Annotated in this window: 25 protein-coding genes; 13 read left to right on the top strand and 12 right to left on the bottom strand. The window is 74.9% G+C overall.

The genetic code is table 11. The annotated features are described in order from the left end of the window. Positions 1 to 54 precede the first annotated feature (54 nt). Positions 55 to 456, bottom strand: a complete 402-nt coding sequence (locus ACYVDO_RS00125) for a cobalamin B12-binding domain-containing protein (RefSeq protein WP_460931795.1) — start codon at positions 454 to 456, stop codon at positions 55 to 57. 150 nt (positions 457 to 606) lie between these two features. Between ACYVDO_RS00125 and ACYVDO_RS00120 the strand changes: the two genes are divergently transcribed. Then, positions 607 to 1,593 (top strand): lipase family alpha/beta hydrolase, encoded by a 987-nt coding sequence (locus ACYVDO_RS00120; protein WP_460931793.1) that lies wholly within the window; start codon positions 607 to 609, stop codon positions 1,591 to 1,593. A 211-nt stretch (positions 1,594 to 1,804) separates the two neighbouring features. After that, positions 1,805 to 2,494: a M23 family metallopeptidase gene (locus ACYVDO_RS00115; RefSeq protein ID WP_460931791.1), complete on the top strand. Its 690-nt coding sequence runs from the start codon at positions 1,805 to 1,807 to the stop codon at positions 2,492 to 2,494. Positions 2,495 to 2,717: 223 nt separating this feature from the next. Here ACYVDO_RS00115 and pcrA read toward each other — a convergent pair whose 3' ends face one another. Together pcrA and ACYVDO_RS00105 are read right to left on the bottom strand one after the other, a co-directional pair. Beyond that, a complete protein-coding gene (gene pcrA / locus ACYVDO_RS00110; RefSeq protein ID WP_460931789.1) occupies positions 2,718 to 5,216 on the bottom strand; it encodes a DNA helicase PcrA in 2,499 nt (832 codons plus the stop codon). A gap of 113 nt (positions 5,217 to 5,329) precedes the next feature. Continuing rightward, positions 5,330 to 6,661: an FUSC family protein gene (locus tag ACYVDO_RS00105; protein WP_460931787.1), complete on the bottom strand. Its 1,332-nt coding sequence runs from the start codon at positions 6,659 to 6,661 to the stop codon at positions 5,330 to 5,332. 72 nt (positions 6,662 to 6,733) lie between these two features. Between ACYVDO_RS00105 and ACYVDO_RS00100 the strand changes: the two genes are divergently transcribed. Together ACYVDO_RS00100 and ACYVDO_RS00095 are read left to right on the top strand one after the other, a co-directional pair. After that, positions 6,734 to 7,609: a uracil-DNA glycosylase gene (locus ACYVDO_RS00100; protein WP_460931785.1), complete on the top strand. Its 876-nt coding sequence runs from the start codon at positions 6,734 to 6,736 to the stop codon at positions 7,607 to 7,609. A 7-nt stretch (positions 7,610 to 7,616) separates the two neighbouring features. Next, positions 7,617 to 8,186 carry a GNAT family N-acetyltransferase gene (locus ACYVDO_RS00095; protein ID WP_460931783.1) on the top strand — a complete coding sequence of 190 codons (570 nt, stop codon included), beginning with the start codon at positions 7,617 to 7,619 and terminating at the stop codon, positions 8,184 to 8,186. Here ACYVDO_RS00095 and ACYVDO_RS00090 read toward each other — a convergent pair. Together ACYVDO_RS00090 and ACYVDO_RS00085 are read right to left on the bottom strand one after the other, a co-directional pair. Beyond that, a complete protein-coding gene (locus tag ACYVDO_RS00090; RefSeq protein ID WP_460931781.1) occupies positions 8,162 to 9,547 on the bottom strand; it encodes a sensor histidine kinase in 1,386 nt (461 codons plus the stop codon). The two genes, ACYVDO_RS00095 and ACYVDO_RS00090, sit on opposite strands and share 25 nt — an antisense overlap. Further along, on the bottom strand, positions 9,544 to 10,236 hold the full coding sequence (locus ACYVDO_RS00085) for a response regulator transcription factor (RefSeq protein ID WP_460931779.1): 693 nt from the start codon (positions 10,234 to 10,236) through the stop codon (positions 9,544 to 9,546). Before ACYVDO_RS00085 ends, ACYVDO_RS00090 begins: the two co-directional genes overlap by 4 nt. Before the next feature lie 159 nt (positions 10,237 to 10,395). On the opposite strand from ACYVDO_RS00085, the gene ACYVDO_RS00080 reads away from it, so the two are divergent. Genes ACYVDO_RS00080 through ACYVDO_RS00070 form a run of 3 tightly spaced genes read left to right on the top strand, consistent with a single transcriptional unit; the run spans position 10,396 to position 13,812 of the window. Then, positions 10,396 to 11,577 (top strand): hypothetical protein, encoded by a 1,182-nt coding sequence (locus ACYVDO_RS00080; RefSeq protein ID WP_460931777.1) that lies wholly within the window; start codon positions 10,396 to 10,398, stop codon positions 11,575 to 11,577. Positions 11,578 to 11,587: 10 nt separating this feature from the next. Next, complete coding sequence (locus ACYVDO_RS00075) at positions 11,588 to 12,571, top strand: quinone oxidoreductase family protein (RefSeq protein ID WP_460931775.1); 984 nt, start codon at positions 11,588 to 11,590, stop codon at positions 12,569 to 12,571. Positions 12,572 to 12,630: 59 nt separating this feature from the next. Continuing rightward, positions 12,631 to 13,812: a DNA polymerase IV gene (locus ACYVDO_RS00070; protein WP_460931774.1), complete on the top strand. Its 1,182-nt coding sequence runs from the start codon at positions 12,631 to 12,633 to the stop codon at positions 13,810 to 13,812. A 70-nt stretch (positions 13,813 to 13,882) separates the two neighbouring features. Here the strand turns inward: ACYVDO_RS00070 and ACYVDO_RS00065 are convergent, their stop codons facing one another. The 3 genes from ACYVDO_RS00065 to ACYVDO_RS00055 all read right to left on the bottom strand — a co-directional run bounded on the left by ACYVDO_RS00065 (position 13,883) and on the right by ACYVDO_RS00055 (position 16,315). Next, positions 13,883 to 14,245 carry a hypothetical protein gene (locus tag ACYVDO_RS00065; RefSeq protein WP_460931772.1) on the bottom strand — a complete coding sequence of 121 codons (363 nt, stop codon included), beginning with the start codon at positions 14,243 to 14,245 and terminating at the stop codon, positions 13,883 to 13,885. Between the two features lie 65 nt (positions 14,246 to 14,310). Next, positions 14,311 to 14,988, bottom strand: a complete 678-nt coding sequence (locus ACYVDO_RS00060) for a LuxR C-terminal-related transcriptional regulator (protein WP_460931770.1) — start codon at positions 14,986 to 14,988, stop codon at positions 14,311 to 14,313. After that, positions 14,975 to 16,315 carry an ATP-binding protein gene (locus ACYVDO_RS00055; protein ID WP_460931768.1) on the bottom strand — a complete coding sequence of 447 codons (1,341 nt, stop codon included), beginning with the start codon at positions 16,313 to 16,315 and terminating at the stop codon, positions 14,975 to 14,977. Before ACYVDO_RS00055 ends, ACYVDO_RS00060 begins: the two co-directional genes overlap by 14 nt. A 125-nt stretch (positions 16,316 to 16,440) precedes the next feature. Between ACYVDO_RS00055 and ACYVDO_RS00050 the strand changes: the two genes are divergently transcribed. Further along, on the top strand, positions 16,441 to 17,835 hold the full coding sequence (locus ACYVDO_RS00050) for a PspC domain-containing protein (RefSeq protein WP_460931766.1): 1,395 nt from the start codon (positions 16,441 to 16,443) through the stop codon (positions 17,833 to 17,835). Between the two features lie 5 nt (positions 17,836 to 17,840). After that, positions 17,841 to 18,359, top strand: coding sequence for a hypothetical protein (locus ACYVDO_RS00045; protein WP_460931764.1), 519 nt, complete (start codon positions 17,841 to 17,843; stop codon positions 18,357 to 18,359). A 98-nt stretch (positions 18,360 to 18,457) separates the two neighbouring features. Here the strand turns inward: ACYVDO_RS00045 and ACYVDO_RS00040 are convergent, their stop codons facing one another. After that, positions 18,458 to 19,114 carry a response regulator gene (locus ACYVDO_RS00040; RefSeq protein ID WP_460931763.1) on the bottom strand — a complete coding sequence of 219 codons (657 nt, stop codon included), beginning with the start codon at positions 19,112 to 19,114 and terminating at the stop codon, positions 18,458 to 18,460. Next, positions 19,111 to 20,229, bottom strand: coding sequence for a sensor histidine kinase (locus ACYVDO_RS00035; RefSeq protein ID WP_460931761.1), 1,119 nt, complete (start codon positions 20,227 to 20,229; stop codon positions 19,111 to 19,113). Before ACYVDO_RS00035 ends, ACYVDO_RS00040 begins: the two co-directional genes overlap by 4 nt. Before the next feature lie 176 nt (positions 20,230 to 20,405). Here ACYVDO_RS00035 and ACYVDO_RS00030 point away from each other — a divergent pair, with 176 nt between their 5' ends. Then, positions 20,406 to 21,152 (top strand): hypothetical protein, encoded by a 747-nt coding sequence (locus tag ACYVDO_RS00030; RefSeq protein WP_460931759.1) that lies wholly within the window; start codon positions 20,406 to 20,408, stop codon positions 21,150 to 21,152. A gap of 60 nt (positions 21,153 to 21,212) precedes the next feature. On the opposite strand, the gene ACYVDO_RS00025 is transcribed toward ACYVDO_RS00030, so the two are convergent. Then, entirely contained in the window at positions 21,213 to 21,908 is a 696-nt protein-coding gene (locus ACYVDO_RS00025; RefSeq protein ID WP_460931757.1) for an NUDIX hydrolase, read from the bottom strand. Then, positions 21,905 to 23,062 carry a glycosyltransferase gene (locus ACYVDO_RS00020; protein WP_460931755.1) on the bottom strand — a complete coding sequence of 386 codons (1,158 nt, stop codon included), beginning with the start codon at positions 23,060 to 23,062 and terminating at the stop codon, positions 21,905 to 21,907. Before ACYVDO_RS00020 ends, ACYVDO_RS00025 begins: the two co-directional genes overlap by 4 nt. A 34-nt stretch (positions 23,063 to 23,096) precedes the next feature. Here ACYVDO_RS00020 and ACYVDO_RS00015 point away from each other — a divergent pair, with 34 nt between their 5' ends. Genes ACYVDO_RS00015 through ACYVDO_RS00005 form a run of 3 tightly spaced genes read left to right on the top strand, consistent with a single transcriptional unit; the run spans position 23,097 to position 25,422 of the window. Then, a complete protein-coding gene (locus tag ACYVDO_RS00015; RefSeq protein ID WP_460931753.1) occupies positions 23,097 to 23,918 on the top strand; it encodes a PIG-L deacetylase family protein in 822 nt (273 codons plus the stop codon). Between the two features lie 5 nt (positions 23,919 to 23,923). Further along, entirely contained in the window at positions 23,924 to 24,988 is a 1,065-nt protein-coding gene (locus tag ACYVDO_RS00010) for a lysylphosphatidylglycerol synthase transmembrane domain-containing protein (RefSeq protein ID WP_460932659.1), read from the top strand. Next, complete coding sequence (locus ACYVDO_RS00005) at positions 24,985 to 25,422, top strand: hypothetical protein (RefSeq protein WP_460931751.1); 438 nt, start codon at positions 24,985 to 24,987, stop codon at positions 25,420 to 25,422. Before ACYVDO_RS00010 ends, ACYVDO_RS00005 begins: the two co-directional genes overlap by 4 nt. Positions 25,423 to 25,574 lie beyond the last annotated feature (152 nt).

Raw genomic sequence — 25,574 nt, 5'->3', positions numbered from 1 at the left:
GATCTCGAGCAACCGTTGTCTTGCCGAGGGGGACTGGGCCCGGGCGCGGACGGGTCAGAGGGGGGTGACGTTCCCGCGGACCCACTCGACGATCTCGGTCGTCGTCGCGCCGGGGGTGAACACCTTGGCGACGCCGATCTTCTGCAGCTCGGGGATGTCGCCCTCGGGGATGATGCCCCCGCCGAAGACGACGATGTCGGCGGCGTCGCGCTGGCGGAGCAGCTCCATGACCTTGGCGAAGAGGGTCATGTGGGCGCCGGAGAGCACGGAGAGGCCGACGGCGTCGGCGTCCTCCTGGATCGCCGCCTCGACGATCTGCTCGGGGGTCTGGTGCAGGCCGGTGTAGACGACCTCCATGCCCGCGTCACGCAGTGCGCGGGCGACGACCTTGGCGCCACGGTCGTGTCCGTCGAGCCCGGGCTTGGCCACGACGACGCGCAGGGGGGAGTCAGTCATACCGCGCAGACTAGCCACTCAGGGGCGCTCCTCGGTCACCGCGTGAGGGGGCCCACGTCACGGCGGGCCGTCCGGACCCTGGGACGCACCGGCCGGCGGCGGCGCGTCCGGCCTGCGCGATGGCCGGACACCGTCTAGGTTCAGCAGGTCATGTCGCAGAGCGCTTCCCGCCCGCGCCGACGTGCCGCAGCGCTGCGGCCCACGTCGGGCGCGAGCGCGCGCCGAGCCCCGGCCCTCGTCCGCGCGGCCCGGCAGGCGGTCGCCGTGACCGAGGCGGCCGGTGACGTCGTGGGCGGCGCCGCGAAGGCCCTGGCCAGCCCCACGGGCCTGGTGGGGGCCGCCGTCGAGGCGGCCTGGCTCACCACGCACCTGGCGCTCTACCCCTGGGGGGTGCTGGGGCGGCACGGCCGGGACAGCTCGCTGGAGTACCGCGTCGGGCACCTGCCACCGGTCCAGCGGGGTCTGGTCATCTCCGACGTCGAGGCCGCCGGCACCCCGATCCTGCTCGTGCACGGCATGGTCGACAACCGCTCGATCTTCACCTTGCTGCGGCTGGGGCTGCGGCGCCGCGGGTTCGGGCGGGTGACGAGCATGAACTACTCGCCCTTCACCACCGACGTGCGCACGGCGGCCGCACAGCTGGCCGAGGAGGTCGAGGCGCTGGTCGCCGAGACCGGCTACGAGCGGATCCACGTCGTCGGGCACTCGATGGGCGGCCTCATCGCCCGGTACTACGTCACCCGCCTCGGCGGGGACGAGCGCGTCCACACCCTCGTCACCCTGGGCACCCCGCACCAGGGCACGTACACGGCATATGGCTGGCACAGCCAGCTGACCCGGCAGCTGCGGCCCGGCAGCGGGCTCATGCGCGAGCTCGACCAGCCCGTGCCGAACTGCCGGACCCGGTTCGTCGTCTACTGGTCGGACCTGGACCAGATGGTCTTCCCCCAGCGGCACGCCGCCCTGGACCACCCCGACCTCGCCGCCCGGAACGTCCCGCTGCACGGCGTCGGCCACATGTCCCTGCCGATCCTCGGCAGCGTGGTCCACGGCATCTCCTCCACGCTCGCCCACCTCGACACCGAGGGCCACACCGTGACCCCGGGCGTCACCGAGCTCCGCCCGAACGCCTCCTGAGAAGAAATACGGGGACGAAACGGACGGTTTTCGCCGAGTCGATTTTGGGTAACGAACCGGTCACGCTAACCTCGGTGGCTCCGTGTCCCCCCGCACGTCAGGTCATCGCTTCGTGAGTTCTTCCTCCTACGAGGGTCGCCACCGCGCCCCGGGTCGCCACCGTGCGCCCCGTCGCGGTCCACGCCTTCCCGTCGGACTGAAGAGTGGCTTCATGCTGCCGAGCGCAGCCGCCGCCGCCCTGGTGGTCACCGCCACCGGGGCTACCGTGGCCGAGTCGGCCCCGGCCGTCTTCGACCTCGCCGGCTCCGCCGCCAAGGCCAAGGCGGCCAACGCCGCCGCGGCCGAGTTCAACCGGGTCGAGACCGAGCAGCAGCGCGAGGTGCAGGCCTCGGCCGCGGAGGCCCGCGTGACCCAGGCCCAGCGCATCGCCCGTGACGCCGAGCGGCGCGGCATCGCCAAGAAGCAGGCGGCCGCCGCCGCGGTGCGCAAGGCGGAGGCAGCGCGCAAGGCTCGTGAGAGGTGGGTCCCGGCCATCGCCGGCGCGGCCTTCACCTCCGGCTTCGGCTGGCGCTGGGGCAAGATGCACGAGGGCAACGACTTCGGCACCCCCGTGGGCACGCCCGTCCACTCGATGTCGACCGGCACCGTGACGTTCGCCGGCTGGGAGGGCGGCTACGGCAACAAGGTCGAGATCACGTACTGGGACGGCACCATGTCGGTCTACGGCCACCTCAGCACGATCAAGGTCTCGGTCGGCGACTCGGTCGCCCCCGGCGACGTCGTCGCCCTGTCGGGCAACACCGGCCACTCGACCGGGCCGCACCTGCACCTGGAGATCCACCCGAACGGCGGGGCCGCCATCGACCCGGCGCCCTGGCTGCACGCGCACGGCCTGCAGTAGCAGCGCCCGCCCCGCCTGACGAAGCCCCGCAACCGCACTGGTCGCGGGGCTTCGTCGCGGGAGCCCGGCGCACTTCGGGCCACTGACCCGGCATACCCAGCCCCTGACCGCGGCTGGGTGGCCCGAAGTGCGAGCGTGGAGAGTCCCGCGGCCGCAATCCGGGCGCCGGGAGACGGAGGCGTCAGGCGTCAGGCGTCAGGCGTCAGGCGTCAGGCGTCAGGCGTCAGAGCTTCTCGAGGGGGGCGTACCTGAGCAGGAAGCGCTTGACGCCGGTGTCGCCGCCGAAGTCGACGTGGGCCTGGGTCTTGTCGCCCTCCCCCTCGGTCTTGACGACAGTGCCCAGGCCGTAGGAGTCGTGGGTGACCTTGTCCCCGGCGTGCAGCGCGATGAGGGGCCGGTTGCCGGGCGAGCGGACCCCGGGGCGCGCGGCGAGCGTCGCCACGGCGGGCGTGGACGGCCGGCGGGTCGACGTCGCAGCCTCGGCGCGCTGCCAGTCGAGCAGGTGGATCGGGATCTCGTCGAGGAACCGGCTCGGCGGGTTGTACTGCGGCGCCCCCCAGGCCGACCGCACCGCGGCCCGCGACAGGTGCAGCCGCTCACGGGCCCGGGTGATGCCGACGTACGCCAGCCGGCGCTCCTCCTCGAGCTCCTTGGGGTCACCGAGGGCGCGCAGGTGCGGGAACGTGCCGTCCTCGAGGCCGGTGAGGAAGACGACGGGGAACTCCAGGCCCTTGGCCGTGTGCAGCGTCATCAGCGTGACGACGCCCTGGTCGGCCGCCTCCTCGTTGTCGGGGATCTCGTCGGCGTCCGCGACGAGCGACACCTGCTCGAGGAAGTCCTCGAGGCTGGCGACCTCACCGGTCTCGGCCCGCGTCTCGTCGAACTCCTGCGCCACGGCCACGAGCTCGGCGAGGTTCTCGATCCGGGTCTCGTCCTGCGGATCGTGCGACGCGCGCAGCTCGGCGAGGTAGCCGGACCGGTCGAGCACCGCCTCGAGCAGCTCGGCCACGCCGCGGTCGTCGTCGGCGTGCACCTCGCCGAGGCCCTCGAGCAGGGAGGTGAAGCCCTTGATCGCCGTGACCGAGCGGGTCGCGATGCCGGGGGCGTCCTCGGGCCGGCCGAGCGCGGCCACGAACGGGATCCGCTCGCGCTCGGCGAGCGCGGCGATGCAGGCCTCGGCCCGGTCGCCGATGCCGCGCTTGGGGACGTTGAGGATGCGGCGCAGGTTCACCGTGTCGGCGGGGTTGGAGAGCACGCGCAGGTATGCCAGCGCGTCCTTGACCTCGCGGCGCTCGTAGAACCGCGTGCCGCCGACCACCTTGTACGGGAGGCCGACGCGGACGAAGACCTCCTCCAGCGCCCGGGACTGGGCGTTGGTGCGGTAGAACACCGCGACGTCCTTGGGCTTCACCCCGGCGGTGTCGGACAGCTCGTCGATCGTCTTGGCGACGAAGGCGGCCTCGTCGTGCTCGTTGTCGGCGACGTAGCCGACGATGAGGTCGCCGTCGCCGCTGTCGGTCCAGAGGTTCTTCTTGCGGCGCTCGGGGTTGCGCGCGATGACCGAGTTCGCGGCCTGCAGGATCGTCTGGGTCGACCGGTAGTTCTGCTCGAGCAGGATCGTCCGGGCGTCCGGGTAGTCGTCCTCGAACTCGATGATGTTGCGGATGGTGGCTCCGCGGAAGGCGTAGATCGACTGGTCCGCGTCACCGACCACCACGAGCTCGGCCGGCTCGACGGTCGGGCCGTCGGCGTGGCCGGGGGCGGAGCCGTAGCCGCCGACGAGCTCGCGCACGAGCTGGTACTGGGCGTGGTTGGTGTCCTGGTACTCGTCGACGAGGACGTGGCGGAACCGGCGCCGGTAGTGCTCGGCGACGTCGGGGAAGGCCTGCAGGATGTTGACCGTCGTCATGATCAGGTCGTCGAAGTCGAGCGCGTTGGCCGCCCGGAGCCGCCGCTGGTACTCGGTGTAGGCCTCGGCGAGCATCCGCTCCTGGTGCGTGCCCTCGGTGACCTGCGAGGCGAAGGTCTCCTCGTCGACGAGCTCGTTCTTGAGGTTGCTCACCTGGTGGCTGAACGAGCGCGGCGGGTAGCGCTTGGGGTCGAGGTCGAGGTCGCGCAGGACGAGGGCCATGAGCCGCTGGCTGTCGGCCGCGTCGTAGATCGAGAAGGTCGACTTCAAGCCGACCTTGCCGGCCTCGCGGCGCAGTATCCGCACACAGGCGCTGTGGAACGTCATCACCCACATGGCCTTGGCGCGCGGCCCCACGAGGGCGGCCACCCGCTCACGCATCTCGGCGGCGGCCTTGTTGGTGAACGTGATCGCGAGGACCTGGCCCGGCTGCACCCCGCGGGCCGCGAGCAGGTAGGCGATGCGGTTGGTGAGCACGCGGGTCTTGCCCGACCCGGCGCCGGCGACGATGAGCAGCGGGCTGCCCTCGTGCAGGACGGCCGCGCGCTGCTGGGGGTTGAGCCCCTCGAGCAGGGCCTCGGGGTCGGCAGCGCCCACAGCCGTCCCCTCGGCGCCCGCACCGGGACCACCCGGTATGCCGTGGGCACGCCCCTCGGCCGCGGCCTGCGCCCAGGTGGGCACGCCCCGCTCGTCGACCGTCGTGGCGCGCGCAGCCGCGGCGCCGGGACGCCTGCCGGGGTCGCCGGAGGAGCCCTGCTTGTCAGAAGGGCCCTGCTTGTCGGAAGGGAACAGGTCGTCGAACAGCGTGCTCATGTCCCTCCCAGCCTACGTGGCGCCGAGGACACCCACGACCGCCGCGAGACCGCGCCGGAGTGGCGACCCGCGTCGCGGCCCTGGCGCGCCCTGGCGCGCCCAGGGGCGGCGCCTCAGCGCGGGTGGTCGCGGCCCGTCGGCGCCGACACGGAGTCGGGCGCCTGCGACCAGCCGCCGGTGCGGAGCACGCGCGCCCGGGGCAGGGCGTCGCGGACCAGCGGCGCCACCGCGGCGATCGGGGCCGGGCGCTGCCACGCAGCCCGCAGCCGGGCCCGGCGCTCGAGGTCCAGCTGCACCAGGACCTGCTCGACCGCCGCGAGCACCGAGCCTCGCAGCAGCCACAGCTCCAGGCGCCCCTCCGGCCGGCTGGTCAGCAGCTCGGTGAGGATGGCCCGCGTCTCCCGCAGGATCTCCAGGCTCTCCGCGAGCGCCTCCTCGGCCCGCTCCTCCGCACCGCCCGCCTCGGCGTGCACGAGGCGGCCGTAGGCCCGCAGGCAGTCCCCGATGTCGGCGAGCACCACCGAGAACGCCAGCCGCGCGTCTTCGTCGAAGGCCGCGTCCGGCCCCTCCTCGGCGTCCTCCTCGTCCGGCGGCAGCTCGGCCAGGATCACGGTGAACAGCGCCCGGATGGCCAGGACCGTCGCCTCCAGCCGGTCGAGGCCCTCGCGCAGGCCGGGCTCGACGTCGGCCGTGGTGAGCGCCCGGGGGTTGAACCGGCGTCCCTCCTTGACCTGGGTGACGACGGTCGACGCCTCGGCCACCTCCGAGGCGACCCTCCGGGTCTCGTCCGCCCACCGCTCGACCTCCGCCCGGCGCAGGCGCTCGGTCGCCATGGACCGCGACGCGCCGTCGAGGCAGTCGGCCGTGGCGTACGCGACGCGCAGCACCGCCGCCCCGGCCCGGCCCGTGGGCACCGCCGACGGGAGCACGAGGTTGAACAGGACGCCGACCGCGGCCCCCACGAGGGTCAGGGCGATCCGGGCCTCGGCGGCCACGTCGGGCGACCCGACCGCCAGGATGAGCATGGCGCTGATGGGCACCTCGAGCGCCTGCTCCCCGAGCCGGAACACCCGCGCCAGGACCAGCGACGCCGCGATGACGGCCCCGAGGCTCCACCACGACAGACCGGCCAGCGAGGAGAACCCCACCGCCACGAGCACACCCGTGAGCACGGCCCCCACCCGCAGCAGGCTCATGCGCAGCGTCGAGAACGCCGACGCCTGCACGACGAGCAGGGCCGTGAGCGGGGCCGTGAGGTCGACGGAGATCCCCGTCACCTGGCGCGCGATCAGCCAGGCGACGACCGCCGCGGCGGTCAGCCGCAGCACCCACGACCCGGTCGGCCGCAGCCGGGCCGGGACGTCCCGCCAGCGGGTCGGCCGCCCGGGCCACGCACGGTCCGCGGCGGCCGACAGCCCCGCGCGCACCCGGCTCCTGTCCGCCACGACGGAAGGGTCGCACGGCCGGCGCCGGCGCGACAGGCGGCAGCACGGCGGCACCCCGTCTACGGTGGCCGGGTGGCCGACAGCGAGCAGCAGGCACCGTCACCGGCGGCTTCCCCGTACCCCCCGACGGCGCCGCACCCGCTGACCGGTCAGCCCTTCCCCTCGCCGGTCCCACCCGGGACCGGCTGGCCGGGCGACCCCGCGCGACCTGACACGCCCGTGGCCGGCACGGCGGAGCAGGTGGTGCGGCTCGCCGCCGAGGCGAGCACCGTCGCCGAGCTCGACGCCCGGGTCTCCGTCTGCCGCGCGTGCCCGCGGCTCGTGCAGTGGCGCGAGGCCGTCGCCACCGCTGGGCGCCGGGCCTCGTTCGCCGACCAGCCGTACTGGGGCCGCCCGGGCCCGGGGTTCGGGGAGGCGGGCGCCGAGCGGCTCATCGTCGGGCTGGCGCCTGCCGCCAACGGCACCAACCGCACGGGACGCATGTTCACTGGCGACCGGTCCGGCGACTGGCTGTATGCCGCGCTGCACCGTGCGGGGTACGCCACCCAGCCCACCTCGGTGGCGAGCGGCGACGGGCTCGAGCTGCACGGCATACGCATCGTGGCGACCGTGCGCTGTGCACCGCCCGCCAACAAGCCGACGACCACCGAGAAGGCGACCTGCGCGCCCTGGCTCGACCGCGACCTCGAGCTGGCCGCACCGCGGCTGCGCACGATGATGGCGCTGGGGTCGATCGCGTGGGACAACGCGCTGGCCGCGGCCCGCCGGCTGGGCTGGGTCGTGCCGCGACCCAAGCCGCGCTTCGGCCACGCCGCCGAGACCACGCTGGGGCTGCCCGACGGACGCGTGGTGCGGCTCGTCGGCTGCTACCACGTGAGCCAGCAGAACACCTTCACCGGCAAGCTCACCGAGGCGATGCTCGACGCCGCGATCGACCGGCTGCGATAGTGCCCGGGTGGTCCTGCTCGCCACCCCGCACGTCCGGTTCCACCGCTCCTTCCTCGAGGCGGCGGACGAGTTCCGCGCGGCCGGGCAGGGCCAGTTCGACGGCGTCGTCGACTGGCCCCCCGAGGGGGACTTCCCGGGCGTGCGGTTCACGCGAGAGGGGCTGGAGGACCCGGCCGAGTTCGCCCGGCTGGTCGCCAACCGGGTCGAGGACGAGCGCCCCGAGAGCCTGCGCCCACCCGGCTGGACCACCGCCACGTACTGGTGGCTCGAGGACCCCGACGTGCCCGACCGCTATGTCGGCTCGATCGCGTTGCGGCACACCATCGTCCACCCGCTGCTCTCGACGGTGGGCGGCCACGTCGGGTACGGCGTGCGGCCCAGCGCACGCCGGCGCGGGTTCGCCAGCGACGCCCTGCGCCAGGTGGTGCCGCTCGCGGCGCAGCGCGGCATCCCGCGCCTGCTCGTGACCTGCGACCTCGACAACGTCGCCTCGGCGCGGGTGATCGAGTCGTGCGGCGGCGCCTTCGACGGAGAGCTGCTCGGCAAGCGCCGCTACTGGATCGACACCGGCGGCTGAGGCTGGCCGGCGAGCGGGAGCCGCACCCGGAAGCAGGCACCACCCTCGACCGGCGCGACGTCGGCCTGGACCGACCCGCCCAGGCCGGTCGCGAGCGCCTGCACCAGGGCGAGGCCCAGCCCGGTCCCGACCGGCCGGACCCCGCGGTACCGGTCGTGCAGGACCGACCGCTCGAACGCGACGGCCCGGTCCTCCTCGGTCAGCCCGGGGCCGCCGTCGCGGACCTCGACCACCGCCTCGTCCCCCTCGACCCGCAGCGCCAGGACGAGGGGACGACCGGCGGGCGTGACCCGCAGGGCGTTCTCGGCGAGCCCGTCCACCGCCTGCCGCAGCCGCGCCGCGTCGGCCGGCGCGACCACGGGGCCCGCGGGCAGCTCCAGCGCGAACGCCACAGCCTCCGCCTCACAGCGACGCCGCCACACCCGGCCGGCCTCCTCGACGAGGGGGCGCAGGTCCACGGGGACGATGTCGTAGCGGAAGTCGTCAGCGCCGATCCGGGCCAGGTCGAGCAGGTCGGCCACGAGCCGCTCGAGGCGCGCGGACTCGGCCACGATGGTCGCCCCCGCGGCCGGCACCGCCTCGCCGGTCGCGACGCCGTCGGCCAGGGCCTCCCCGAACCCCCTGATCGCCGTCAGCGGCGTCCGCAGCTCGTGCGAGACCGACATGAGGAACTGCCGCTGCCGCTGCTCGCTGTGCTCGAGCGCCTCGGCCAGCACGTTGAGGGCGGCGCCGACCTCCGCGACCTCGGCGGGCCCCTCCGGCTCGACCCGCACCGACCTCTCCCCCGAGGCCAGCCGGTGGGCCGCTGCGGCCGTCCGCCGCAGGGGCGCGGCCAACCGGCGCGCGAACAGCACGGCCACCACGGTCGCCACGACGAGCCCGACGACGAGCGCGAGCAGCACCCGGTCGAAGACCCGCAGGGTCTGACCGAGCGCGAGGTCGGTGCGCTGGGCGAGCACGACGACCTGGCCGGCGGCCAGCGGGCGCACCTCGACGAGCACCTGGCGCCCGTCCAGCCGCAGGGTGCGCGACGCCTGCTGGGTCCGCTGGCCCTCGGGCAGCTGCGCGTATGCCGCGCGCGCCAGCGGGTCGCCCACGACCCGGCCCGCGGTGGTGCGCCAGGCGACGGGCGTGTCCTGACGGCGCACCACCCGCAACGAGGGACCGATGTCCGCGGGCCGGCTCGCGTCGAGGATCGCCGCGACGAGGTCGGCCTTGCTCTGCAACGCCCTCCGCGCCTGGGAGTGGGCGGCGGAGCGCACCAGCCCGAGCGCGACCAGCGCCGCGACGACGACCGCGACGGTGACCACGGCCGCCATCGACAGGATCGTCCGGCGCTCCAGCGGCCCCGGGCGCCTCACCCGCGCTCCACGCTGTAGCCCACGCCGCGGACGGTGCGGATCGGGCTGGCCGGGCCCAGCTTGGACCGCAGCTGGGCGACGTGGACGTCGACGGTGCGGGTCGCGTCGTCGGCCGGGTACCCCCACACCGCCGAGAGCAGCTCGGCCCGGGTGTAGACGCGCCCTGGTCGGGACATGAGGTGGGCGAGCAGGTCGAACTCGGTGGTGGTGAGCGGCACCGCTGCGCCGGCGACGGTCGCCCGCCGGGTGTCGGGCTCGAGCACGACCGCCCCGACGGCGAGCCGCTGCACGGGCGCAGCGGCCGCGTCGCGGGCCCGCTGCTGCCGCCGGACGAGCGAGTGCACCCGGGCCGCGAGCTCGCGCGGCGAGTACGGCTTGGTCACGTAGTCGTCGGCCCCGAGCTCGAGCCCGAGGATACGGTCGACCTCGTCGTCGCGGGCCGTGACGAAGATGACGGGCGTCCAGTCGTCGGTGGCCCGCAGCCGGCGGCAGACCTCGATCCCGTCGACCGGGCCGGGCAGGCCGATGTCGAGCAGCACCACGTCGACACCGCCGGCGCCGAGCCGCTCGAGGGCTGCCGACCCGTCCCCGACGACGTCGACCGCGTGACCGTCCCGCTCGAGGTAGAGCCGGGCGACCTCGGCGATGGCCGGCTCGTCCTCGACGAGCAGCACCGTGGTCGCGGTCATCCGTGGGACCTCATGGCGCAACGCTCGCGGACGGCCACCACCCACGGCAAGCGCCCACGCGGCCGACGGTGGCGTTCGGAGCTGCGGCGCCACCCAACCCGAACACTCCTCGAACATTCCGGTCACACCGCTCGCACATCCGGCGGGCACGGTGGGCCCATGACCACACGCACTCTCCTCGTCCGGTGCGCCGCCCTGCTCACCGCCGGAGCGGCCCTCGTCCACGTCGGTGTCGCCGGCGAGCACTTCTCCCAGTGGTGGGCCGCAGGGCTCTTCCTCCTCGTCACGGCGGCTGCCCAGCTCGGCTGGGCCCTGTGGGCCTGGACCCGCCCGGTGACGCGCCCGATCCTCCTGGCGGGGGCTGCCGGCTCGGTGGCGCTGGTGCTGCTCTGGGTGGTGACCCGCACCAGCGGGCTGCCGTTCGGGCCGCAGGCCGGCGTCGCCGAGCCGGTCGGGGCCGCCGACGTCGTCTCCGGGCTGCTCGAGCTGCTGACCGTGGCGCTCGCGCTCGTCGCCACCGCCGCGGACCGCCGGCCGCGGCTCGCCGGTGCCGCACCGCGCCGGGCCGCCGGCATCACGGCCGGGGTCGCCGCCCTCGTCGTGCTCGCGAGCGGCACCGCCCTGGCCGCGCCCTCGCCCGACCACCTCGAGGCGGGCCTCGCGGCAGCGCACGACCACGCCGCGAGCGCGGGCGCTTCCGCAGGAGCGGTCGGCGCGACCGCTCCGGGCGACGCGGCCGCAGCGGGCGGCCACCACCACGACGGACCCAACCTGCCGGACACCTCCACGGCGACCCCCGAGCAGACCGCGGCCGCGCGGGACCTGCTCGCGCGCACCATCGCCGCCACCGCGGCATACCGCGACCCGGCGGTGGCCACCAAGGCCGGCTTCGACGTCCAGGCGGCCTACGAGCGGGTGCTGGTGAAGCTGACCGCGGCCGGGCGCACCCCGAAGCAGGGCCGGGTGATGGTGATCCACGTCTCCGACAAGGCGAACCGCACCGACGGCCGGGTCCTCGACCCGACCAGGCCCGAGACCCTGGTCTACGCGCGCACGCCGCAGGGGAAGTTCGAGCTCGTCGGGGTCATGTTCACGGCCGAGAAGCAGGCACCGCCGACCAGCTACCAGCCGTACCTGCGCTGGCACACGCACACCACCTGCGTCGGCGGAGGCCACCGGAAGGCCAAGCCGGAGAACGGTTCCTGCCCCGCGGGGACGACCGAGCGCGTGTCCGGCGCGATGACCCACGTGTGGTTCGTCAGCTCCGACCAGCTGGCCCAGGCGTTCGCCCGCCGTCCCCCGGTCAAGGCCCTGCTCGCCTACCAGAAGTCGCTCGCCTAGGGTCGCAGGCATGACCACGACCGCCCGCGCGCTCATCGTCCCCCGCACCGGCGACTCCTCCGTCCTGGAGGTCCGGGAGGTGCCGGTCTCCCCGCCCGGGCCGGGCGAGGTGCAGGTCGAGGTGGCCGCGGTCGGCGTGAACTTCATCGACGTCTACCAGCGCCAGGGCGTCTACCCCCTGCAGACGCCGTTCGTCTCGTGCTCCGAGGGCGCGGGCACGGTGACGGCCCTCGGCGAGGGCGTCACCGAGCTCGCGGCGGGCGACCGCGTCGCGTGGGGGCAGGGCCTCGGCGCGGCCGCCACCGTCACCAACCGCGCCGCGGACTCCCTCGTGCCCGTGCCCGCCGGGCTCGACCTCGACGTGGCCGCCGCCGCGATGCTGCAGGGCATGACCGCGCACTACCTCGTCACCAGCACGTATGCCGTGCGGCAGGGCACGACGGCGCTGGTGCACGCTGCTGCCGGCGGGGTGGGCCAGCTGCTCGTGCAGATGATCACGGCCAGGGGCGGCACCGTGATCGCGACCGCCGGGTCGGCCGAGAAGCTGGAGATCGCGGGCCGGCTCGGCGCCGCGGCCACCATCGACTACACGCAGACCTCGGACCTCGCCGCGGACGTGCGCAGGGCCAATGGGGGCAAGGGGGTCGACGTCGTCTACGACGGCGTGGGCAGGTCGACCTTCGACGCCTCGCTGGCCTCGCTGCGACCCCGCGGGATGATGGTGCTGTTCGGCGGGGCGAGCGGGCAGGTGCCGCCGTTCGACATCCAGCGGCTCAACGCCGGTGGCTCGCTCTTCCTCACCCGTCCCACCCTCGGCCACTACGTCGCGACCCGCGAGGAGCTGCTCGAGCGCGGGACGTCGGTGCTCGGAGACCTCGCGTCCGGCGCGCTGGAGCTCGAGATCGGCGGCCGCTACTCCTTCGACGACGCCAAGCAGGCGTACGACGACCTCGAGGGCCGGCGCACCACCGGGAAGCTGCTGCTCGCCCCCTGAGGCCCGCACCTCCAGGCGGGTACCACGCGCCTGTCGGTTCCCCACGGCAGGATGGGCGCGTGAGCACCGTGCCCGCAGCCCGCCCGTGGGTGCTGCACGTCGACCTCGACCAGTTCATCGCGGCGGTCGAGATCCTGCGGCGCCCCGAGCTCGCCGGGCTCCCGGTGGTCGTCGGCGGCCGCGGCGACCCGACCGAGCGCGCCGTGGTCTCCACCGCGTCCTACGAGGCGCGGACCTTCGGGGTCCGCTCGGGCATGCCGCTCAAGACGGCCGTGCGCCGGTGCCCCGACGCGGTCTTCCTGCCCGTCGACGCCCCCGCCTACGAGGAGGCCTCCGCCCGCGTGATGGAGACGCTGCGCGGCATGCCGGGTGCCGTCGTCGAGGTGCTCGGCTGGGACGAGGCGTTCGTGGGTGTCACGACGCCCGACCCCGTCGCGTACGCCGAGTCGATCCGCACCGCGGTGCTCGAGGCCACCGACCTGCACTGCTCGGTCGGGGTGGGCGACACCAAGGTGCGCGCCAAGATCGCGACCGACTTCGGCAAGCCGCAGGGGGTCTACCGGCTGACCCGGGAGAACTGGTTCGAGGTCATGGGCCATCGTCCGACGACGGCCCTGTGGGGCGTCGGCAGCCGGATCGCGGCCCGGCTCGCGGCGCACGGCTACCGCACCGTCGAGGAGCTGGCCGACGCCGACGAGGCGGTGCTCGTGGCGGAGTTCGGCCCGGCGATGGGACCGCACTACGGCCGGCTCGGCCGAGGCGTCTCGTCGGCCACCGTCGACGACACGCCGTGGGTCGCCCGGGCCCACGGCCGCGAGACCACCTACCAGACGAACCTCGTTGCCGCGCAGGAGATCGCGGACGCGATCCGCGCGCTGGCGAGCCAGGTCGTCGAGGACATCCGCGCCGAGGGGAGGCCCTGCCAGCGGGTCGGGCTCAAGGTGCGGTTCGCGCCGTTCTTCACCACCAACCGCCTCCGCAAGCTCGGCGATCCGACCTTCGACCCGGAGGTCATCGCCACGACGGCGCTCGAGCTGTTCACGGGGCTCGACGACGCGCGACCGGTGCGGCTGCTGGGGGTGCGCGCCGAGATGGTGCCGCCCGAGGGCGGGTACGCCGACCCGCGCAGCACCGGCCGTGGTGGCCCGAGTGCGCGGGGGGCGGGGACGGCCGGCGCCACCGACGAGGTGGCACCGGAGGTGCCGGAGGCACCCGAGGTGCCGGAGGCACCCGAGGCGTGAGTCCGACGGTGCGCCGAGGGGACGCGGCCCCTCCGGCGCCTGCGGCAGCCTCAGCGGCGGGGCGTCGTGGTCAGCTCCAGAGGGCGGCGACGAGCACGTTGAGCACGCCGAGGCCACCGGCGGCCAGGACGAGGCTGCGGTTGGACTGCCCGCCGCGACGGCCACGGGCGCGGGCGATCTCGATGCAGGCCAGGGCCGCGATCGCCACGACCAGCTTGACCCCGATCTTGGTGTGGTTGAGGTCCACGCCGAGCGAGGAGACCGACTCCGCCAGGCCCACGAGGACCAGGCCGGTCACGAGCTGCGCCCGGGCTCCCCACGCCATCAGCTCCACGGTGTCGTGACCCCTCCACGCGTACGCGGCCCAGCCGCCGACGAGGGCGGCCATGCCGAGCAGGTGGAGCACGACGAGGAGGTTGTAGACGAAGCTCATGCGGTCACCCTAGCCGGGACTGGACCACGCCCCGGCCACCGGCTGCGGGGGCGGCGACAGGGCGCTCAGAGGAGCCGGCGACCCATCGCCCAGGCGGTCAGCTCGTGGCGCGAGGAGAGCTGGAGCTTGCGCAGCACCGAGGAGACGTGGGTCTCGACCGTCTTCACCGAGATGAACAGCTCCTTGGCGACCTCCTTGTACTGGTAGCCGCGGGCGATGAGCCGCATCACCTCGCGCTCGCGCGCGCTGAGCCGGTCGAGCTCCTCGTCGACCTCGGCGATCTCGCCCGCCGCGGCCCCGAAGGCGTCGAGGACGAAGCCGGCGAGCCGGGGCGAGAAGACGGCGTCGCCGTCGGCCACCCGGCGGATCGCCCTGGTGAGGTCGGTGGCGTTGATGGTCTTGGTGACGTAGCCGCGCGCCCCGGCGCGGATCACGGCGATGACGTCCTCGGCGGCGTCGGAGACCGACAGCGCGAGGAAGCGCACCGGCTGGCCTCCGGCGGTCTCCAGCCCCCGGCAGCCGTGGATCACGTCCACCCCGCCGTTGCCGTTGCCGCCGGGCAGGTGCACGTCGAGCAGGACCACGGCGGGACGTGTGTCGCGGATGACCGCCACGGCCGTGTCGACGTCGGGCGCCTCGCCGACGATGTCGACGGTCTGCCCGATCTCGGCCCGCACCCCCGACCGGAACATCCGGTGGTCGTCGACGAGGACGACGGGCACTCGGGTCTCAGGCGTGTTCATCGCTCTCCTCCGGGACGTCTGCTGCCACTGCCACCGGCGGCAGCGTGAAGCTCACCTCGGTGCCCTGCTCCAGTCGGCGGACCCGGGCGGTGCCGCCGTGGCGCTCCATCCTGCCCAGGATCGAGCCGCGGACCCCCAGCCGGTCCTCCGGCACGTCGTCGAGCTCGAAGCCGGGACCGTGGTCGCGGACGAACGCCTCGACCCCTGCCGGGCCCACCTCCAGGTAGAGCGACACCGGGGGCGCCCCGTGCCGCACCGCGTTGAGCAGCGCCTCCCGGACCGCCCGCGCGAGGGCCCGTCCCCCGTCGTCGAGCGGCCGGTCGCCGGTGGACACCACGTCGATCGGGGTGCCGTGCAGGTCCTCGACCTCGTGCGCGGCCTCGGCCACGGCGGCGGCCAGCGTCGCCTCGGAGTCGGCCGGCCCGGCATACAGCCACGAGCGCAGCTCGCGCTCCTGGGCGCGCGCCAGCTGGGTGACGGCACCGGGGTCGTCGGCCTTGCGCTGGATCAGCGCGAGGGTCTGGAGCACCGAGTCGTGCAGGTGGGCAGCGATGTCGGCGCGCTCGGTGGCGCGGGCGGCTTCCGCCTGCTCGTGCCGCAGGTCCTGCCAGAGCCGCAGGCCCCAGGGGGCGGCGATCAGCGCGACACCGGCGAGCACGGCCACGACCGCGGCGCCGATGTCCCACATCGCCGAGAGGGAGCGACCACGGGTCGCCATGATGACGAGCCCGGCGAGCGCCAGGACCCCACCGAAGACGAAGCGCGCCGCGCTGAAGCGGCGGGTCCCCGCCTCCGAGCCCAGCCACCGACCCCGCTGGGCCTCGTCGAGCTGCGACCAGGCGATGACGGCACCGACCGCGACCACGAGCAGGGGGACGAGGATGCCGAGGCGGGCGTTGAGGCCGGCGTTCTGCGCCACGACGACCAGGCCGGCGAGGAGGACGAGGCCGCCCACGACGAGCACGCGGGTGGCGTCGCGCTCGCCCTCCTGCACCTGCGCCTCGGTGGCGTCCACCGCCGGGCTGTCCGCGGGCACCGCCGCCGGGTCGATCGTGCGCCGGCCCCCGCGCACCACACCGCCGCGCGACTGCGGCGACAGGGCCCAGAGGAACACGTACGCGACGACCCCGGCCCCGGTGGGGAGGCTCGTGAGGACGAAAGCCAGGCGCACCCACCACACCGGCCAGCCGAGGTGCTCGGCCAGCCCGGCGGCGACCCCCGCGATGACCTTGCCCTCGGCGGGACGGCTGAACACGCGCCGGGCGGCGCGTCGTTCGGCGGTGAGCGTCGCCTGCAGGCTCCCAGGTCGCTCGTACGGGGTGGGCATGTCCTCATCCTGACGCACCCCGGCAGCGAAACCGAGCGGAACAGGGGTCGGCCGGGGCTGCTTCAGGGTCCGCTCAGGGTCGACCCTCATGGCAGCGGCCCCTGCCTGTCGACAGCATGGTCGGTATGACGCAGATCCCTGGGCCGGCCGCCGGCCCCACCGCCGACACCGCCTCCGGGCTGGACCGGTTCTTCGACTGGCTCCGCTCGATCGACCTCCGCCGCGACGGGGAGGAGAAGTGGCTGGCCGGCGTGTGCTCCGGCATCGCCACCCGCCTCGGCGTCGACCCCATCGTGATCCGGGCAGCCCTGGTCCTCCTCGTCCTCATGGGCGGCATCGGGATCACCATCTACCTCATCGCGTGGGCCTTCATCCCCAACAACCGCGAGGAGATCGTGGCCGAGCGTGCGATCCGACAGGGCGACGTCCTCGGCATCGTCCTGCTCGTCGTCATCGGGCTCTCCCTCATCGGAGGCCCCGGCATCGGCCACGACAACGGGTTCGTCTGGTTCTGGTGGGTCGCCATCCCGGTGGCGGTCGTCGTCTGGCTCGTGACCCGGCACCGCGACGGCAGGCCCGGGCGCGGCTCGGCGGGGACCCATGGCGCAGCGGCGCACGGCACGACCGGGTATGCCGGCGGCGGCGGTCCGTCCGCGTCGGCGCCGGCGCCCGGCACGACGGCCTACGGACCGGCGCCCGGAGCACCCGGCTACGCCGCCGGCCCGGAGCCGATGGCGTACGCCGCGCCGCCGACCACCACTGCCACCGTCGAGCACCCCGCCTGGCCGCCGCAGGGGCCGGTGCCGCCGGCGCCGGTCGCACCCCGGCCGCCGCGGGCTCCGAGGCCGCCACGGCGACGCAGCGCCGGGTTCGTCGGCGCGCTGCTCGTCGGGGGCGTCGCCCTCGCGGTGTACGGCCTCACCCTCTGGCTGCACGACGCCAACCACTGGCCGGGCAGCGAGGAGACCGTCGCGCTCGCCGCCGCGCTCGCCGTCTTCGGGGTGGCGCTCGTGGGCTTCGGGATCGCGGGGCTGCGGGCCGGGCTCACCGCCCTCATCGCCATCCTGTTGGCGTTCAGCACCTGGACGGCCTCCGTGGTGCCCAACCTCAACCTCGGTGGCGGGGTCGGCGACCGGGTCTGGCGACCCGCGGCGACCGACACCAACCCCCGGTACCGGCTCGGCATCGGCTCCGCCGAGCTCGACCTGGGCCGGGCGGTGAACGACCCCTCGACCCCCGCACGCATCGAGGCCCGCGTCGGGGTCGGGGAGCTGCGGATCCGCATCCCGGCCGACCTGACCGTCCAGGTGCGCAGCGACGTCGGAGCCGGCGACATCTCGCACATCCAACCCAGCACCGGGCTGGGACCGCTGGACCCCTCGGACGTGTTCGACCGGTCGGGCGTGTCCGACGGCGAGGGTCGCAACGTCAGCACCACCGAGACCTTCGGCAGCGGCACCCCCGACGTCGTCGTCGACGCCCATGTCGGCCTCGGCCAGATCCTCATCGGCAAGGAGTGACTCCCGTGACCACCCCCACCCCCGGCAGCGCCGGCACCCCCGACCGCGACGACAGCACCCGTGACGACCCGACCCGGGAGGTCGAGCTCGACCACCCCACGCAGGCCCTCCCGAGCGAGGGCGGGGCGACCGAGCCTGTCGCCACCGAGGCGCAGCCCTCCGCCCACACCGAGGTCTTCGGCACCCAGGGCCACGACCAGGCCGCCTGGGCCCCGGGCCAGACCGCCTGGACCCCGGCCGGGCCCGTCACCGAGGCTCCGGTCACCGCGGCTCCCGTCACCGGGGACCCCGTCACTGCGGGCACCGTCACCGCGCCGAAGCGCCCCACGGGGCCGCACCTGCCGCCGGTCCTGCTCGGCATCGTGTGCCTGGCCATCGCCGGCCTGGCGATCTGGCAGGAGGTGACCGACGTGCAGGTCGACTGGGGCAACGTCGGCCCGCTCGGCATCGTGGCCATCGGCGCCCTCCTCGTCGTGCTCGGCCTCGTCGGTCTCCTCGGCTCCCGGCGCCACAGCCGCCCCTGAGCCCGCGAACCTGCGGGCGGAGCCGGCCGGGGAGAGTCCCTGGCCGGCTCCGTCGTCTGCGGGCCGGGTCGGGCCGCCTCAGCGGGCGCCGGGCTGCCTCAGGGAGCGTCGGGCCCGTGGAGCCCGGCGTCCCGGGCGAGCACCACGGCGTGGACCCGGTCGCGCAGGTCCAGCTTGGCGAAGAGGTGACGGACGTGGGTCTTCACGGTCGCCATGCTGATCACCAGCTCCTGCGCGATCTCGGCATTGGTCCACCCGGCCCCGATGAGCGCGAGCACCTCCCGCTCCCGCTCGCTCAGCTCGCCCAGCGCGGCGGGCAGGGCGACCGGTTCGGGTGGCCGGCGCGCCCAGTGGTCCATGACCCGGGCGAGCACGGCGGGTGCGAGGACCGGCTCCCCCGCCGCGGCCCGCTGCACGGCGTCCACCAGTGACTGCGCCGTCACGTCCTTGAGCAGGAACCCGACGGCGCCCGCGCGCAGGGCGTCCAGGACGTGCTGGTCGAGGTCGAAGGTCGTGAGCACCACCACGCGGGCGCGCGCCCCCGACGCCACGATCCGGCGGGTGGCCTCGACCCCGTCCGTCCCCGGCATCCGGAGGTCCATGAGGACCACGTCGGGGTCGAGCTCCCCGCACGCCGTGACGGCACTCGCCCCGTCCCCCGCCTCGCCGACCACCTCCACCCCGGCCAGCTCGAGGATCGTCCGCAGGCCGGTGCGGACGAGGTCCTGGTCGTCGACGAGGAGGACCCGCGTCACGACGGCACCCGCTCCGGGCGTGGGATGACGACCCGGACCTCGAACCGGGACCCGACCGCTCCGGCCCGGTAGGTCCCCCCGAGCAGCTCGGCGCGGTGACGTATGCCGGTCAGCCCGCGCCCGGGTGCGACGGGCGCACCCGGGTCCGTGGCGTTGGCCGCCGCCACGGCCACCTCGTGCTCCGCCCAGTCCACGGCCACCGTGACCGGCTCGCCGGGCGCGTGCCGACCGGCGTTCGTCAGGCACTCGCGCACGATCCGGTGGACCGCCAGGCCCACCGCCGAGTGCGCGGGCTCCGGGGTCCCGGTCACCGACAGGGTGTTGGGGACCCCCGCGTCGCGAGCGCGGTCGGTCAGCACGACGAGGTCCTCGGTGGGCTGGGACTGGTCGGGCCCCGGTGTCGCCGCGAGGACGCCGACCACCTCGCGGATCTCGGCCAGGGCGCGGTGGGCCGTCGTCCGGATGGTCTCGACCGGCGCGGCCACGCGGTCCGGGTCCACGTGCAGGGCGACGCCGGCCGCCTCCGCCTGGATCGCGATGAGCGTGAGCTCGTGACCCAGGACGTCGTGCAGCTCCTGGGCGATGCGCGCCCGTTCACCACCGACGGCGGCCTCCTCGGCCCGGCGTCGCTCCTCCTGCAGCTCGCGGCTCAGCGCCGTCAGTGACTCGTTCTGCTCCCGCAGGCGGCGGACGACCCGGCCGGCGAGGACCGGCGCCACCACGACGAGGACCGCACCGACCGCTGCGACCGGCACCTCGGGGCCCAGCAGGGTGCCGACCACCGACGTCGCGGTGGCCCACGCCGTCGTCAGCACGACCGCCCGAAGTGGCCGACCGAGGTCCCCGAGAGCGAAGAACTGCAGGAGCACGGCGACGAACCCGAGGATCGGGTAGCCCTCCAGCGGCACCAGCCAGAAGGCCGACGACACCAGCGCCGACTCGACCGGGAAGGTGCGCCGCCATGGCAGGGGCAGCATCGAGCCGAGCACGTAGAGCACGCCGACCCCCGGGTCGGCGAACGGGACCACGGCCAGCTGGGCGAGGCCGGCCGCGACGAGCCCCAGGGCGAGCGCGGCGTCGAGCCTGGTGCTCCGGAGCCGCTCGACCACACCCACGCGCGGAAGCGTAGGCAGCGCACCCGCCGGCACGCATCACCCCGCGGGATGACTCTCGGCCCACCCCCCGGGCCGACCGCGGTGCAGCCTCCGGGTCGATGCGATCGCCGGGCGGCCGTTCCTACCGTCGACGTCGAGGGCGCACCGGCCCGCACCGACCCACGGGAGGAACCACCATGACCACGACGACCACCACGACCACCCCGCCGGCCGAACCGCTGGTCCCCGCCCCCGGCCCGGGGGCAGGCGTTCCGGGTCCGGAGGTCGACCCCACGCGCCACCCACTCACGCGGCTCAGCACCTGGTTCGGGGTGGCCTTCGCTGTCTGCCAGCTGGCCGTGATGGTCGCCATGACCACCCTGGTGCTGCCGCGCGCCGGCTCGCCCGGCGACCCGCCGCTCGAGCGCGGGCAGCGGGTGCTCGACGCCCAGGGCGCCTACCGCCTGGGCAACTTCGCCTTCATGCTGGCGGGCACCCTGCTCCTCGGCTTCGTCGCCGCGGTCGTCACCCACCTGCGCCGGGCGGACCGGACCGGGACGCTCGCGACGGTGGCCGGCGCAGCCGCCACCCTGCTCGCCTTCATCTGGCCGTTGGGCGGGCTGTTCCACGACGTGGCGATCGAGACGGCCGCGAGTGGGACCGACCTGCGCATCCTCGCCGGCTGGGACTCGATCGCGCCGTTCAGCCTCGCCTTCTCGGCGCTGCCGCGGGTGTTCTTCCTCGGGGCAGTGGTCCTCGGCCTCAAGGCAGCCGGCTCGGCGCCCTGGTTGCAGCGCACGGGGGTGGTGCTGGTCCCCCTGGCCCTCGCCGGGAGCGCCACGCTCGTGAACGGCGCCCTCTTCCCGCTGCTCGCGCTCAGCACCCTCGGCTACGAGCTGTGGGTCGGTGTGCTCGCCGTGCACTGGCTCCGGTCCACCCGCTGACCCGGCACACGGCCGAGCCCGCCGGGTCAGCGGTGGCTCACGCCGACAGCCAGCGGCGGCTCAGGCCGACAGCCAGCGGTGCAGCTGGGTGGCGAACCCCGTGAGGGGCAAGCCACCCAGCTCGGCGCGCTGCACCCACCGGACCGACTCCGTCGACCCACCCACGTCGTGGACGACGGGGTCGGTCGGCTCGGGGCACCACGCGGCATACACGACCCGGACGGCATGGAAGTCCTCGAGCCGGCCGCTCGGTGCCCGGCCCACCCAGTGCGAGGTGGTCACCTCGAGCAGCTCCGGGGCGTCGACGCGCTGGCCGCTCTCCTCCCAGACCTCGCGGTGCAGGGCGGCGAGCGGTGACTCGCCCGGGTCGAGGCCGCCTCCGGGCAGGGTCCACCGCCCCGGGGAGGCGGTGCGCGCGGACAGCTCGGTGAGCAGGAGGCCCCGCACGCTCGTCACGACGCCGTAGGCGGCGGTCCGCTGGTACGGCTCCGGCCGCTCGCCCTCCGCCACGACGAGTCCGGGGTCGGTGGGCACGGTCCGCTCGCCGGTCGTGGTCGGCGTGGCGGCCGCCACGGCATACCCCAGCTCCATCACCCCGTCGACGACATCGGCCACCTCGACCTGGAGCACCGCCCAGCCGCGCCGGGCGAGCTCCCGCACGGGGTCGGCCCCGTGGGCCAGGACGAAGCGGTCAACCTCGCGCCCCGGCCCCGTGGCCGCGACGACGGTGATGGGCACGGAGTGGGGCGCGCTCACCGGGCGGCCGCCCGAGTGGCCGCCCGGGCGTACTCCTGTTCGGCGAGCGCCGCCACGGCGGACCAGGCCTGTGCGGGCGGCTGCGTGCGGTTGGTGGTCGCGATCGCGCGCCGCAGGTCGGCGTCGCGAACCAGCCGCGCCAGCGCCCGGGCGAGGTCGTCGTCGTCGTTGCCGAGGACGCCGTTGACACCGTCGACCACGAAGTCGCCGACCCCGGTGTCCCGGCGGGCGACGACGGGCAGGCCGGCCGTGCGCGCCTCGAGCGCCGCGATCCCGAAGGCCTCCAGCCGCGCCGGTGTGAGGTAGACGTCGCTCTCCCAGTACGCGTCGCGCAGCTGCTCGCGCGTCACGCGACCCGGCAGGCTCACCCAGTCGCCGAGGTCGTGGCGGCGGACGTACGCCTCGAGCCGGCGACGCTCCGGCCCCTCGCCGAACAGGGTGAGCGACATGGGCGCGGCCGCCGGGAGCAGCCGGCGCGCGCGGTGCGCCACCTCGAGGACTGCCAGGGGCCGCTTGCGCGAGGCGAACCGCATGGCGGCGACCACCCGCACAAGCCGCGGCTCGTCGAGCCCCTGCCCTCCGAGCTGAGCCACCGGGTCGGGCGCTCGCCAGTGGGCGACGTCGATGCCGTTGGGGAACACCCGGACCGGTACGGACGCACCCACCACCGCGGACACGTTGGCCGCGGCGATGCTCGACACCGCCGACAGCGCCGCGCCGCGGGCACCCCACCGCCGGGCCTGGCCGAGCACGCGGAACAGCGGCGCGGAGCGGTCCATCAGGCAGTGCCAGGTGACCGCCGTCGGCAGGTCGAGGCCGAGGGCCACCCGGGTCAGGTCGGTGGCGAACGGGCTGACCACCCCCATGTGCACGTGCGCGACGTCGAAGCCGCCGGACCGCAGGCGGCGGCGGACCTCGGGCGGGGCGAGCGGGTTGACGGGCAGCTCGAACGGCAGCGGTATCGCCATCCGGTGCACCGGGACGCCGTCCACGGGCTGCACGACCCCGTACCGTTCGCCGCGCGGGCCGGGGGTGGCGGTGAAGACCTCGACCTCGTGGCCGCGCGCGAGCAGGTGGGCGGCCAGGTCGTGCGTCTGGACCTCGATCCCACCCAGCCGGGGCAGGTAACAGTCGGTCAGCAGGGCCACCTTCACGAACCCGAGCCTGCCATGCGACAGGATGGCCGTGATGACCCACACGCTGGTGGCGTTCCACGCGCACCCGGACGACGAAGCCCTGCTGACGTCCGGCACCTTGGCACGCGCCGCCGCCCAGGGGCACCGGGTGGTCGTCGTGGTCGCGACCGACGGCGACCTGGGCCTGACGTCGTCGGAGTATGCCGCCGACGGCCGCCTCGGCGAGCGCCGGCTCGAGGAGCTGCGCCGGTCGGCGAGCGCCCTGCGGGTCGCCCGGGTCGTCTACCTCGGGTACGCCGACAGCGGGCTCGGCCCCGAGACCCACCCCGACCCGCCGGGCCGCACCCGGTTCGTCCGCGCACCGCTGGAGGAGGCGGCGCAGCGGCTCGCCCGGGTGCTCACCGAGGAGCGGGCGTCGGTGCTGCTCACCTACGACCGCAACGGCGGGTACGGCCACCGCGACCACGTCCGCGTGCACGAGGTGGGCGCCCGCGCGGCGGAGCTGGCCGGGACCCCACGGGTCCTGCAGGCGACGGTCCCCCGCGACACGATCGCGCGAGCTGTCGACCTCGTCGCGAAGGTCTACCCGTTCCCGCCGGAGTTCGACATCGACTCCTTCAAGCGGGCGTTCAGCGCGCGCTCGGAGATCACCCACCGGATCCCCGTGTGGAGGTATGCCGGCCAGAAGCGTGCGTCCATGCGTGCCCACGCCTCGCAGTCCAGCGCCGACGACGGCGCCGACCGCACGCTGGCAGCCTTCCTGCGGATCCCCAGACCGCTGTTCGACGTCGTGTTCGGGCGGGAGTGGTTCGTCGACCCCGCAGCACAGCCCCGCGCGAGGGTCAGCCGGGACGTCTTCGAGGGGCTCGGGTGAGCCTCATGGCCGCCCCGGAGCCGGCGAGGAGGCGCAACCGGCTGCGCACCCTCACCCAGGCCGTGCTCGGACTCGGGCTGGCGGCAGCCCTTCTGATCTGGGGCCTGCCCTACTTCGGCAAGACCTCCTGGTCGCACGTGTGGGACGTGCTGACGCGGGTGCACTGGACGACGGCGGTGCTGCTGCTGGGCGGGGTCGTGGTCGGGCTCTACTGCTACACCTTCACCCTCACCGGCTCGATGCACGGCCTCAGGCACTGGCAGGCGCTCATCGTGAACGTCGCCGGCTCCTCGGTCGGCAACCTCCTGCCCGGCGGCGGCGCGGTCGGGCTCGCGGCGACGTACACGATCTGCCGGTCGTGGGGATTCTCCCGACGGGAGATCTCGACCTCGGCGATCGTCACGGGCGTCTGGAACGTCCTGGCGCGGATCGCCCTGCCGTTGCTGGCGATCGTGGGTCTCTACGCCGGCACGGACCCGGACGTGCCGCGCACCCTCGGCGACGCGGCGCTCGCCGCAGCCCTCACCGGCTCGGTCCTGTTCGGCATGTTCGTGGCGGTCCTCGTCTCCGAGCGGGCGGCGATCGCGATCGGGCAGGGCATCGACCGCGTCGGCGGCCGCCTGTTCCACAAGCGCTCGATGAGCGTGCGCGATCTCGTCATCGACCTGCGCGCCCGCATCAGCGACGTGGTCCGCACGGGCTGGGTCCGGATGACGCTCGGGCTCGTGGGCTTCTTCGGCGTCTACTACGCGATCTTCCTCGTGTGCATGCACGTCACCGGCGTGCACCTCTTCTACGGCCAGCTGTTCGCGGCGTATGCCATCGGCCGCCTGGCCACCGCCGTCGGCGTCACGCCTGGCGGCCTGGGCATCACCGAGTCGGTCACTGCCGCCGCCCTCGTCGCCTGGGGCGCGCCGCCCGACGCGGCGGTTGCCGGGGCGGTGCTCTTCTCGGCCTACACGCACTTCATGGAGATCCCCCTGGGCGCCCTCGGCTGGGCCGCGTGGACGCTGAGCCCCAAGAAGGAGCCTGTCGACGACCCCCCTGCTGCGGTGGAGCAGCCCACATGACCAGCCGCAACGACGCGAGCGGCGGCAACGACGCACGGGAGCGGGCGGACTACCACGTGCGGATGCAGGAGCAGCGGCGGGCGCGCGAGTCCGCCAAGGCCCAGGCGATGCTCGACGAGTTCGCCCGCGCGGCACGGGAGCGGGGGCTTGCCCTGACGGACCTGACCGCCCGCACCTGGAAGGGCACCAGCCGCTACCGGACCGGCGTCCGGGGCTGGTACCTGCGGCTCGACCGCTCGGTCGGGGTGGACGCGGACGGCCGCTACTACGCGCTGCTCGTGCCGCCGAAGCCCCTCGCCCGGTTCCGCGGGGTCGAGGTGGAGCCGAGCGCCCCGCCGCTGCAGGTGGGCGAGGGCGCACGCGACGGCGAGTCGATCGCCCTGGCGGAGCTGGTCCGGTTGCGCCTCGAGGCGGGCGACGACTTCGTCACCTGACACCTCGGCGCCGGCCGGCTCGTCTCGGGGTCGTCGTCGTCAGACCGGGGCGGGCTGGGGTGCGGGTAGGGGTGGCGGTAGGGGTGTGGGCGGGGGTGGGGGGAGGTCGCGGTCGGGGCCGAGCTCGATGTCGGCCCAGCGGGCGGGTTCGC

Source organism: Phycicoccus ginsengisoli (genome assembly GCF_054779295.1).
This window is presented reverse-complemented; position numbering and strand designations above follow the sequence as displayed.